Consider the following 10,690-nt stretch of genomic DNA (forward strand, 5'->3'; position numbering starts at 1 on the left):
ACCCCAGCCGAAGCGTTCGCAAAATTTGTTGGTGTTGGGGCCTAGGCCCCAACACCAACAAATTACAGAAAAACCTTATATAGCGGTTTCACAGGGGGTGTTGCATTTACTATTGCAATTTAAGAAAATTTTGTATTTCACTATTCCATAAATAATCCAGGATCCTACTCTTCGCTTTCAATAATTATTGGAGTTAAACCTTGATCTGTTTTGGTTACATGCCATTTATGTAACTGGGCTTTCACTAGACTTCTTTCCTTACAGCTCCTCTGATCCCTGCTGCAATAAGAACGCCAATTATTCCTCCCAAAATCATACCACCCGCATGTACCCAGTCTATACCTTCATTTCTGAACCAGCTTATTATTAACATAGCTATAAGCACACCAGAAATCCAACTCAGCAAAAATTTAAATGATCTCAATTGAACCCTCCAAACTAAATAACCAGGGAAATAATCGAATAGAAAAACTGGGTTTCCAACTAACACTCATAAATATCACATCCATTTTAACATAATTTTTTGAATGCTAATTAATAATTTTAATCCAATAAATAGGGACCAGATCATCATTCGATTTGATCCCTTAAAATGAATATACCTTTCTTCAATTATTAAGCTTTTGCAGAGCAAGTAAATATTCACCTGAAAAATCTTGTAATCATAGGACTTACCATAGGACTTACCTGACCGTAAATTTTACTGACGTGTCCTACAGTATTGGAAATTTTATCAAAATCCCATTGTCCATTCTCATCCTGAAGCATACCCATTAAGTTCTGTCTCGTTGTACTCTGTTGTTGTGGCATTTGTTGCCCCATCCGTCGCTGTGGCGTTCTTTGCGGTGGCCCTGGAGGTCCAAAAGGTGAGCGAGGCGGCATAGGTGGTCTTTGTCTTACCGGAAACATCCGATCACCTCCTTTAGTTGTGCTTGGTATATCCTATTCAACTGCACGATTTTCGCAAAGGTATCCGCCCTTCTCGGCTGCATTTTCTTGGGATAACTTATCAAGGGTATATGGCTTTCCATTAGATGAAAAGAAATGGAAGCAAGGTATAGCTGCAATAGAAGCGAATCCAAGCCCTGCCCCACCTAAACCACTAAATCCGGCGCCTCCAAAGCCAAAACCAAATCCGCCCAATTGCCTTGGATGATCAAATGGATGCAAATAAACTTTATGATTATCAACATGATTGATAACACCTCTATGGCGTGCACCGTCATGTGTTCTAATTTCTACTGCCTTTCCTTTACATCGCTGACATAATCTCTGCTCCAATAAAGAGAGTGCTAAAATAGGGTATGTTCGTTCCGTGTTGATGTATGGGATGAATATAATGCAATGGAGAAAAATACTAAAACTAATTTCAAGAGATATTGAGAGCTGCAGTGAACATAAAAGCAAATAGAATATAATTCCGTTTCAAGCAAAAAGATTCTACCGCCCATTTTTTCTCATATGGGGAGATACCCATATCAATAAACAACAGATAACATATAGTAATAACAAAAGGAGATGGAGGTGTTAGCTTAATGGGTACTACAGCTGGAGCTGGCTATGGTGGAGGATTCGCCTTCGTTGTAGTGTTATTTATATTGTTAATCATTGTAGGTTCAGCTTACGGTGGTTATGGATATTAATTAAAACTTAAACTAATAACAGGAGGTAATAATATGTCTTATTGCGGATATGGCTATGGATACGGCGGTGGCGGCTATGGTGGTGGCTACGGCGGAGGCTTTGCCCTCATCGTTGTGCTATTTATCCTGCTCATCATCGTAGGAGCAGCATGGTTCTAAAATCATCCAAACTCGTTCCGGTCCAACACCGGGACGGTTTTTTATTGCAAAATTTTGCAACAGAGGCAGTTTCCTTTGCTCATACTAAGTATAATTTTTCCCATTATCCACATGCTACAGACAGGAATTATTATACGTAGAAAGGATACGTCCTATTTATGAAACATGTTGAAGCAATACTTATTAAATTTTTCTCTACGCTGATTGTGCTTTCTCTGCTTTTACTACTTTTGAACCTCCCAAGTTATTGGGATATTGTAATGATAAGTATCGCCGTCACAGGTGCTGGATATCTTATAGGAGATTTGTATATCCTCCGTAAATTTGGAAATGGCATGGCTTTTTTTGCTGATTTTGGCTTAGCGGCTGTTACGATTTGGCTACTCGGCCTCTTCCTCATCGGGCCGGGATTCCCGGCATTTACCATGGCGTTGCTTGCAGCTATATTCATTGCCGTTACGGAATCTTTGTTCCATATTTATTTGAATGAGTTCGTGCTGGAGCCTAATCACAAGCCCTTCAATTACACCGAAAATCGAATCCAAACTGAATTTGCCGAGGAAGAAGATCTTCGCAACTAAAAAATGAGTCAAGTCTCCCGGATGATTACGGGAGACTTGACTCATTTATATGGATTTTCTCGTGAGTCGTCCAGCGAAATAAAGAATCACAGCAAATAAAAAGGTAAGATAAACTGGCACTTCCATAACGCGGCCGATGTCAGGGATGATAAAAATCACACCCATAAAGATACCAACGGAAACAATACCAGTTAACCAAAATCCCAAGAATTCTACAAATTTATTTATGTTTTTAAAACAAGACCAGCGAAGATATTGAATAATTAAATACAAAATTAAAAATGCAATCGGGACAGATAATACGGTTTTAATAGCCAAACTTCCGACCAACACTTCCTGTGTCAGTGAATGGAGATCCAAAAAATAATAACCAATCACTGTAAATAAAGCAGAAAAAATAGTAACAGAAGCGAAAAAATATAGAATTGCCATAGAGAAAAATTTCATTCTTTCCTTTGTTACCATTTTGGGAAGCTCATCAATGATTTCATCGGCATATTGTTTCGGGTCGTCACCAAACACATCTTTTGCGGATTTCCCCTCTTTTTGTGCTTCAAGCAAATGATCAAGCAACTCAGATAATATCTCTTCTATTTCCTGCTCCGACTTATCATACGATAAACGAACATATACAAGCATATCCTCGTAAAATTTCAAGTTCCCTTTTTCCAGTTGTTTACGTTTCTCGTTATTCATTTGAATTAATTCCTTTGCATCCATCATGTTCCCTCCTTTGATAACAATCGGTCCACCGGCACTTTTATTCCTTCCCAATTCCTTTTGAAATCCTCCAATGCCCCCACTCCTTCATCCGTAATGAAGTAATATTTCCTATTCGGCCCACTTGGTGATTTTTTCATTTTCCCCTGAATCAATTCTTCTTTTTGCAAACGTAAAAGTACAGGGTAAATCGAACCTTCGCTGACTTCTAACCCATAGTCCTGAAGTTTCATGGAAAGCTCGTAGCCGTAAACAGTTTGATTTTCAATGATTGCCAAAATACACCCTTCCAAAATTCCTTTTAATAATTGACTTCTTAATGACAATAATGATCACCTACCTTGTAATGCAAAATAGCTGCGCAAAAAAATAAATCTTTCATTTATACTGTATCTTGTAATACCAAATAGCTTAACAGAAAAACAGCTATCTTGCAATGCCAACTAGATATTATTATTGTAATAATTATAGGAGAATAAATGATATAATAACTTATAAGTACGAAAGGAGCGATGATTTTGAAGAAAAAAAACATACTCATTCTCGGAGGCGATGCCAGAACACTGGAAGTAATAACAAAATTAGCAGAAAAAGGGATGCATGTTTTTGCTGCAGGATTCGAAAAAATCAGTTTTGATTTCCCCAATATTCATTATACAGCGATGGACGACATAGAACCTGCTCAACTTGACGCCATCCTGCTTCCAGTTCGCGGAACGGACACTTCGGGTAACGTAGAAGCCGATTATTCCGATAAACAAATTGTGTTATCGAAAGAATTCCTTAAGAAGACAAAAGCGGATTGTATCATTTATTCAGGCACTGCCAATCAATACTTAACCAGCATGGCTAAATCAGCCGATCGGCAGCTAATTAATATTTTCGATAGGGATGATATCGCTATATTTAATTCCATTCCAACGGCAGAAGGGGCATTAATGCTGGCTATTCAGGAAACCGATGTCACCATCCATGGAGCCTCTGTAGTTGTACTAGGATTTGGCAGGGTTGGCATGACGACAGCCCATCTCTTTTCTTCCGTTGGCGCAAAGGTTACGGTCGCCACTAGAAGATCCGAGCCACTTGCCAGAGCCAGGCAAATGGGGATGAGTGATGTCGATTTAAAAAATCTTAAAGATACCGTTACAACTGCCCAGATCTGTATAAACACGATACCCCAACTAACGCTTAATAAAGAAATTTTATCTGTGATGGATCCCTCCTGCTTGATACTCGATCTTGCGTCTGGCGATGGAGGAACAGATTTTCAGGCTGCAAAATCACTTGGAATAAAAGCACTTCACTCCCTCGGCCTTCCGGGAAAAACTGCGTCGAAAACGGCGGGAACGATCATCGGTGACATACTGCTGGAATTGCTTGAGAAAAATAGCAAATGAAACACAGGGAGCGGTTCCAGTGTTTCATTCTGCTTCTGAACTTCGGCAGTTTAAATATGAAATTTAGCAATTCCGTAATTTAAAGCACAAATTAAAAAAAGAACGGTTCTACTGCCTTGCAAACAGTAGAACCGACCTGGATTTCACTTCAATTTTCAATTACTACATCCTGCAATTTTAGATACTGACCTTCACTCACTGTCAAATACGTATCCGCTTGCACATTCTCGTTGGTTACAATGCTTCCCAGCTGGTGTGTGCTATCTGTAGCGACTTCAAAGTCTGTTTATTATCTTCATTTTATAAATGCTCGAACTACAAAGGAAAAGCAAATGCCAATCACAAAACCGAGGAAAACATCCACAAACAATACAGCCAAGAAAGTAATCAAAAAAATAGTTGCATCAATACGCCTATATCTGCAATCATATAAAAATTCTTTCACTCCAATAAGATTCGCCACAGCCAGTATAATAATGGCAGCCAATGCTGCGGTTGGCAAATAATAAAATAAAGGGGTAATAAAATAAATGGATACCAGCATAAAACCTGCTGTAATGAATAATGCCAGCTTCGTCTTAGCGCCTGACTGATAGGCAACTGCACTTCTGGAAATAGCTCCGGCAACAGGAATAGCACCAACAAAGGAGCTTGTCATATTGGCTGCCCCCAGTCCAATCAATTCACGATTCGGGTTCAAGTTTTCCTTGTCCCCATCCTTTATAGCCAGTGACCCGGCAACAGCATACGACTCTACAAAAGAAATAAGACTGATCACAAATGCAAGAGACAGCAGCATAAAAACCTTATCCCACGCAGGAAGTAAGAAATTAAGTGTCAACTCTCCAATAGGAATCTCCCCTACAATATCAACACCAGAAACATCCAAATTAAAAAAATCAACAAGGATGATGGAAAAGAGAAAAACAATAAACGGTCCCGGGGAAGGACGAATTATTTTCTTACAAATGAGTAATAAAAAAATACTTCCTAAACCAATTCCAACCGTAAACATATTTATTTCCATAACATGCCGCAAAATTTCGTTCATATGACTAAAAAGATTTTCATAACCCGGCAGTGTAATCCCAAGCAATGCTCCCAATTGATTAAAAATAATAATAATGGCAACAGCGGAAATAAACCCGCGAATAAGAGCCGCTGGGACGTAGTGGAAAAACGAACCAAACCTAAGTATTCCGAAAAGAACTTGTATTATTCCGACGAGTAAAGCTAGGAGAATAACAAGCTCTAAAAACTGAGCTTCACTGGCTTCAGCAATACTGGAAACACCCGAAAAAGTCAGTAAAGATACAATAGAAACCGGCCCGATAGATAAATACCGAGAATTTCCTATCAAAGCATAAGTAATTAAAGGAAATGCAGCTGCATATAGCCCCATTACTACGGGTACACCGGCAATTTGCGCATATGCCATACTCTGCGGCAGTAACAAAAAAACAACAATAATTCCTGAAGTAATATCTCCTGTCAATTGTTGCGTATTAAATGGAGATAATCCTGATCCGGAAAATCTATTAAACCCCATAAAATCCCTCTCTAAAAAACACATACTACTTGTACTATATTAGAAAGGCAGAAAAAAGATTCCTCTTATTATCTCATAAAACAATCCCGTACCACATTACAGTAGTACGGGTTACCATTGCTGTTCCTCATTTTGCTTATCTATTAACCTGCCAAAAAATGCACGAATACTGCAGCAACCGAAACGAGTACGCCGGAAATAGCCACAAAGAGAAGTGTTTGTTTATAAACTTCTGATTCTTTTCCTTGTGCGCCTGCTGTACTTGTGCCGAGGACAATATTTGCAGGTGAAATAACATTACCAATAGCGCCACCGGTGGATTGAGCCGCAATGACAATCGGGAGCCCGAGATTATCCATCGAACCTGCAACCGAACCATGCAGCGGTGCAAATAATACGTTGGATGACGTGTTAGAAGATGTCATAAACGAGCCAATAATCCCTAACACATTTGCCAATGCCACGTAAACAGCAGGTGGCGAGACATCTGCAATACCTAAGGCGAGTACATTTGTCTGCCCGGAATTCTCCATGATCATAGTCATTGTTAAAAATCCGGCAATTGCAATAGATGCCCCCATTGCGTTATCCTTCGTACCGGATAATATTTTTTTCACAGGGCTGCTTCCATACAGATTCAATCGTCTATACCAGAAATAGGCGAATATAAACGATAGCAGCAAATAGAAGCCTGGATGGGTGAATGGAGCAATTGGCGAATAGGATTCCACTGCGTCCATTACAAATCCATAGCCTGTCTCCACCCCTGGGAATGCCGGACCTAGTTCAAATAACTCAAGAAAGTCCTTGATAAAAGGAACCCCCAGCATGATTATTGTTGTAATAGTAAGGAAGTAGTAAGGCATAAAGGCCTGATGAAGTGAAATATTTGGTGTTTCCTCTTCCTCATCTTCTTTTTCTTCCATTACTTCTGTTTCTTCATCCAGCTCAGATCTTTCACTGTACCGTTTCATCTTGGAAAGGCCGAACAGCGCTCCGAATGCTAAAATAGTTGGAATAAAAGTACTTAGGATAGGATCTGCAAATATGATTCCAAGCTGTCCCCCGCCATGTATAACAGAGATAATGATAACAGCAAGAAACCCCTGCTTAACCCCTTTCCATTTTCCATATAGCCAACTAATCATAAGACCGGCAATCAAGTTGGGAATCCATAAAAGTACCCCAGTATAAAAGAGGGTTAAGATCTCATTATCAATCTGAACCGCATTCACCGTAGCAATCCAGCCAACAGCAAGCGTCCCAAACATGTTTGCCCAGGCATGACCGATTAATGGAATGACAACCGCCATTACTGGCTTTACACCAATTCCCACGAGGAGAGGCGCCACAACAGCAATGGGCACACCAAAGCCGGCCACACCTTGAAGGAAAGATGCAAAAACCCAGCCAAAACCCAGAATAAGAAACAAATAGTTTTGGCTATGCTTTTGAATATCCTTCCTAATCACTTTAAAAGCGCCTGTTTCACTGGTAGCCTGATAAAGCAAAAGGGCCGGCCATACAACAAGCAGGATGAAAAATGCTTCCCATAATCCTTTTCCGAAGCCGACAGCTAGATTATCCAGCGGTGCCTGGTACATAAAAAATCCAATAATCGTTGCCAGGGCCATGGCAATCCAGCCGGAAACCCCACCAGACCATTTCAGTCCGACCAGCATGATCAGCAAAAGCACTAACGGCAGAATTGCCAATGACCAATGAAGTAAATCTACTGGTAAATTGCTATCCATGTTGTATCCTCCGTTTCTTATACGATTGCTTTTTTTAATATCTTATTAAAATCACCAGCTAACGGCAATACCATCGCCGCGTGGGTCTGCACCAGCGCTATAGATACCGCGTTCATCATCAAGGATGATTCCTTGTGCATGTCCCATTGTCTGAGAGTAATTTCCCTTCTTTTCTACCAAATGTCCGCGTTTTTCCAGCTCATCCATAGTAACATCCGGAACTCTGCCTTCCAGTTTTAATGTAGAGCTGTCTTCTCCCCATGTTTTTCCGTATAACCAACGGGGAGCTTCAATTGCCTGCTGTATATTGTAACCAAAATCTATTACTCTTGTTAGCAAAGCACATTGGGTTTGCGGCTGACCCTCTCCCCCCATAGATCCAAACAGCATATACGGCTTGTCATCCTTCATCACCATCGCAGGCATGATCGTATGAAATGTCCGTTTATTGGGTTCCAGCCGGTTTGGATGATTTTCATCCAGACTGAAGTACGAGCCTCGATTCTGCAACAGAAAACCGCAGCCTTCCGGAATAAAACCTGAACCAAATTCATGAAAAATACTCTGAATGAGGGATACACTGTTCCCTTCCTGATCTACCGTGCTCATATAGACAGTATCACGGTTGCCTTTGGTTTCCGGCAGCTGATCATATTGATCTTCCTGAAAAACTGTATTCCAAGAAAAATGCTTGTACACTTCATCTGTAAAGGATTTGGAAAGTAGTTTATCATATGGGATATTTATGTGGTCGGTATCTGTTACCCATTGGTCTCTGTAGGAAAATTTAATTTTAGCGGATTCAGCCATGAGATGGTAATAATCTGGAGTCCCGTCGGCAATATCAGACAAGTCCTGTTTTTCCAGCAGATTTAACATCATTAACATCGCAATTCCTTGCGTATTGGGTCTTACCTGATATACATCGAATCCTTTATAATTTGTAGAAATCGGCTCATCCCATTTAGATGAGTGGTTTTCAAGATCCTCTTTAGTTATAAAACCACCGTGTTTTTCCAATGAAGCAACGATTTTATCTGCAATTTCCCCTTTATAGAAAACATCGCGCCCTCCACTGGCAATTTGCTTTAGAGACCAGGCCAGATCAGGTTGAGTAAATATTTCTCCAGCCTCAGGTGTACCATTATTTTTCAAAAATGCTTTCTCCGTCTCTGGAAACATTTTCAGTAGTTCCTTTTCTTGACGGATAAAATTACTGAGATTTTCCGTTATCGGGAACCCTTCTTCCGCATAATGAATAGCTGTTTCGAACAATTCAGCCCATTGTAATTTCCCATATTCCTGATGGAGTTCCCACCATGCATCTACTGTTCCCGGTACTGTGTTAGCAGCATATGGGCCTCTATCTGGAATTTCATCTAAATCATTTTCAGAAAACTTCTCCCTCGTTACTTTACTTCCGGACTTACCACTGCCATTTAATTCGCGTACCTCTTTTTCCGATTTATCCCAAACGAGCGCGAACAAGTCACCGCCTAACCCTGCCATATGAGGATAAACAACACATAATACAGCATTAACCGTAATCGCAGCCTCGGTGGCATGCCCGCCCCTTTCCAGAATAGACTTGCCAGCTAATGAAGCTAAATAATGTGGAGAAGTCACCCCACCATTCCTTCCTTCAGCTACTGGCCGGCCTGTTTCCAAAAATAAGTGGTTTGTTCCTTTTTTGTGTAGCAAATAGTTCCCTCCTTGAAGTGTTGAATAAAAAGTTAATCAATTTAGCTGATTCCCACTATGCATTATATCTAAACTTGCCCGAAGTGGAGACAAATGACCATCATAATTGCTTTAACATTCTTAGATATGTGTTGCTCATAGTTTAATAATCTTTTCATTAATAAAAAGGTATACCATAAAGCCAGCACAGACCAGTCACTTAGTTATCACTTAGTTATAATTTACAAAGATCTTTAAACACTTATTTTATGATACTTATTAACACAAATAAGCGTCCCTCTATTAAGAAGCACGCAGAAAAAAGTCTTGTTTTAATTATAAACTATTAACTCTCTGATAATTCCACTTATCATTTACCATAAAACAGAAGCACACGGAGATGACATGCAATTGTATATTAAATTACTAACATAAGTCCTTAGATAATTTTATTACAAAATATCCCGTTACAAATCAGAATATCTCAATAATAATTTAACCAGTCAGATTCACAAGGAAATTCAGAGAAACCAAAAATTATCGCCATCTTAAAGTAACAAGTAATCGGCAACATTCCATTTCATTATTTGTGACTTTTCTTCTATACTCTAAGCGCAAACTGTCCGGATTAAAGTTAACATCTATTTCCGACGCAATATCAACCGTATGAATTAATCGTTCCACCTCTTTCACATCCGACTCCTGCGCAGCTGTCATTAATTCCTTAGCAAACTGTTTTGATGCAGCTAATTTATCAAGCACATTACTGGCATCATTCATAAGCGTTTTCATTTCATTTGCCGATTCAGAAAAAACATTCGGATCTACAGGCGGGAACTGCCTGACAGGAAAATAATTAATAAAATTATACGGTAAATAGAACTGTGGATACAAGTAACACATAAAGTTTCCCCCTATAATAAATTATTCTAATTAATTATATGCACTTAGACATAAAGGGGGTAATTGTGATTGAAGGTTTTATACCTGATTCAATATTAATCAAGGTTTGGTATATTAATATTTGCTTAAATTTAAAAAACCGGGATACGAATTAAATCGTATCCCGGTTTTCTTATTGCCTGGCGGCGTCCTACTCTTGCAGGGGCAAGGCCCCAACTACCATCGGCGCTGGAGAGCTTAACTTCTGTGTTCGGCATGGGAACAGGTGTGACCTCTCCGCTATTGCTACCAGACAAGGAATGTC

13 protein-coding genes and 1 rRNA gene are annotated in these 10,690 nt (G+C 39.7%); 4 read left to right on the forward strand and 10 right to left on the reverse strand.

What is annotated here, in order from left to right; all coding sequences use genetic code 11:
* Positions 1 to 244 precede the first annotated feature (244 nt).
* From ACDX78_RS22955 to ACDX78_RS22965, 3 genes are all read right to left on the reverse strand, one after another.
* Entirely contained in the window at positions 245 to 424 is a 180-nt protein-coding gene (locus tag ACDX78_RS22955; RefSeq protein WP_486031153.1) for a hypothetical protein, read from the reverse strand.
* A 218-nt stretch (positions 425 to 642) separates the two neighbouring features.
* The gene (locus tag ACDX78_RS22960) at positions 643 to 909 is read right to left on the reverse strand and encodes a YppG family protein (protein WP_486031155.1); all 267 of its coding nucleotides are present in this window, start codon (positions 907 to 909) and stop codon (positions 643 to 645) included.
* A 33-nt stretch (positions 910 to 942) separates the two neighbouring features.
* Positions 943 to 1,281: a hypothetical protein gene (locus ACDX78_RS22965; protein WP_486031157.1), complete on the reverse strand. Its 339-nt coding sequence runs from the start codon at positions 1,279 to 1,281 to the stop codon at positions 943 to 945.
* Positions 1,282 to 1,535: 254 nt separating this feature from the next.
* On the opposite strand from ACDX78_RS22965, the gene ACDX78_RS22970 reads away from it, so the two are divergent.
* The 3 genes from ACDX78_RS22970 (at position 1,536) to ACDX78_RS22980 (ending at position 2,383) form a co-directional block, all read left to right on the forward strand.
* A complete protein-coding gene (locus ACDX78_RS22970; protein ID WP_486031158.1) occupies positions 1,536 to 1,643 on the forward strand; it encodes a YjcZ family sporulation protein in 108 nt (35 codons plus the stop codon).
* A gap of 33 nt (positions 1,644 to 1,676) precedes the next feature.
* Positions 1,677 to 1,802 (forward strand): YjcZ family sporulation protein, encoded by a 126-nt coding sequence (locus ACDX78_RS22975; RefSeq protein WP_486031160.1) that lies wholly within the window; start codon positions 1,677 to 1,679, stop codon positions 1,800 to 1,802.
* 158 nt (positions 1,803 to 1,960) lie between these two features.
* On the forward strand, positions 1,961 to 2,383 hold the full coding sequence (locus ACDX78_RS22980; protein WP_486031162.1) for a DUF2512 family protein: 423 nt from the start codon (positions 1,961 to 1,963) through the stop codon (positions 2,381 to 2,383).
* A gap of 45 nt (positions 2,384 to 2,428) precedes the next feature.
* On the opposite strand, the gene ACDX78_RS22985 is transcribed toward ACDX78_RS22980, so the two are convergent.
* Positions 2,429 to 3,103, reverse strand: coding sequence for a DUF1129 family protein (locus ACDX78_RS22985; protein ID WP_486031163.1), 675 nt, complete (start codon positions 3,101 to 3,103; stop codon positions 2,429 to 2,431).
* Positions 3,103 to 3,429: a PadR family transcriptional regulator gene (locus ACDX78_RS22990; protein ID WP_486031165.1), complete on the reverse strand. Its 327-nt coding sequence runs from the start codon at positions 3,427 to 3,429 to the stop codon at positions 3,103 to 3,105. The genes ACDX78_RS22985 and ACDX78_RS22990 overlap by 1 nt, the downstream gene beginning before the upstream one ends.
* A gap of 186 nt (positions 3,430 to 3,615) precedes the next feature.
* Between ACDX78_RS22990 and dpsA the strand changes: the two genes are divergently transcribed.
* Positions 3,616 to 4,500, forward strand: a complete 885-nt coding sequence (dpsA, locus tag ACDX78_RS22995) for a dipicolinate synthase subunit DpsA (protein WP_486031167.1) — start codon at positions 3,616 to 3,618, stop codon at positions 4,498 to 4,500.
* A gap of 295 nt (positions 4,501 to 4,795) precedes the next feature.
* On the opposite strand, the gene ACDX78_RS23000 is transcribed toward dpsA, so the two are convergent.
* From ACDX78_RS23000 to rrf, 5 genes are all read right to left on the reverse strand, one after another.
* Positions 4,796 to 6,049, reverse strand: a complete 1,254-nt coding sequence (locus tag ACDX78_RS23000) for a SulP family inorganic anion transporter (protein ID WP_486031169.1) — start codon at positions 6,047 to 6,049, stop codon at positions 4,796 to 4,798.
* Between the two features lie 143 nt (positions 6,050 to 6,192).
* Positions 6,193 to 7,803 (reverse strand): L-lactate permease, encoded by a 1,611-nt coding sequence (locus ACDX78_RS23005; protein WP_486031171.1) that lies wholly within the window; start codon positions 7,801 to 7,803, stop codon positions 6,193 to 6,195.
* A 51-nt stretch (positions 7,804 to 7,854) separates the two neighbouring features.
* Positions 7,855 to 9,504 carry a gamma-glutamyltransferase gene (ggt, locus tag ACDX78_RS23010; RefSeq protein WP_486031172.1) on the reverse strand — a complete coding sequence of 550 codons (1,650 nt, stop codon included), beginning with the start codon at positions 9,502 to 9,504 and terminating at the stop codon, positions 7,855 to 7,857.
* Positions 9,505 to 10,020: 516 nt separating this feature from the next.
* Positions 10,021 to 10,386: a YuzC family spore coat inner layer protein gene (locus ACDX78_RS23015; protein ID WP_486031174.1), complete on the reverse strand. Its 366-nt coding sequence runs from the start codon at positions 10,384 to 10,386 to the stop codon at positions 10,021 to 10,023.
* A 177-nt stretch (positions 10,387 to 10,563) separates the two neighbouring features.
* A 5S ribosomal RNA gene (gene rrf / locus ACDX78_RS23020) occupies positions 10,564 to 10,679 on the reverse strand.
* Between the last annotated feature and the right edge of the window lie 11 nt (positions 10,680 to 10,690).

Source organism: Virgibacillus oceani (assembly GCF_041521345.1).
Lineage (GTDB): Bacteria > Bacillota > Bacilli > Bacillales > Amphibacillaceae > Virgibacillus_N > Virgibacillus_N oceani_A.

What these genes read in the sequence shown, in the direction of transcription:
- ACDX78_RS22960 (WP_486031155.1), bottom strand. Translation starts at nt 909, where the DNA reads ATGTTTCCGGTAAGACAAAGACCACCTATGCCGCCTCGCTCACCTTTT.
- ACDX78_RS22970 (WP_486031158.1), top strand. Translation starts at nt 1,536, where the DNA reads ATGGGTACTACAGCTGGAGCTGGCTATGGTGGAGGATTCGCCTTCGTT.
- ACDX78_RS22975 (WP_486031160.1), top strand. Translation starts at nt 1,677, where the DNA reads ATGTCTTATTGCGGATATGGCTATGGATACGGCGGTGGCGGCTATGGT.
- ACDX78_RS22980 (WP_486031162.1), top strand. Translation starts at nt 1,961, where the DNA reads ATGAAACATGTTGAAGCAATACTTATTAAATTTTTCTCTACGCTGATT.
- ACDX78_RS22985 (WP_486031163.1), bottom strand. Translation starts at nt 3,103, where the DNA reads ATGGATGCAAAGGAATTAATTCAAATGAATAACGAGAAACGTAAACAA.
- dpsA (WP_486031167.1), top strand. Translation starts at nt 3,616, where the DNA reads ATGATTTTGAAGAAAAAAAACATACTCATTCTCGGAGGCGATGCCAGA.
- ACDX78_RS23000 (WP_486031169.1), bottom strand. Translation starts at nt 6,049, where the DNA reads ATGGGGTTTAATAGATTTTCCGGATCAGGATTATCTCCATTTAATACG.
- ACDX78_RS23005 (WP_486031171.1), bottom strand. Translation starts at nt 7,803, where the DNA reads ATGGATAGCAATTTACCAGTAGATTTACTTCATTGGTCATTGGCAATT.
- ACDX78_RS23015 (WP_486031174.1), bottom strand. Translation starts at nt 10,386, where the DNA reads ATGTGTTACTTGTATCCACAGTTCTATTTACCGTATAATTTTATTAAT.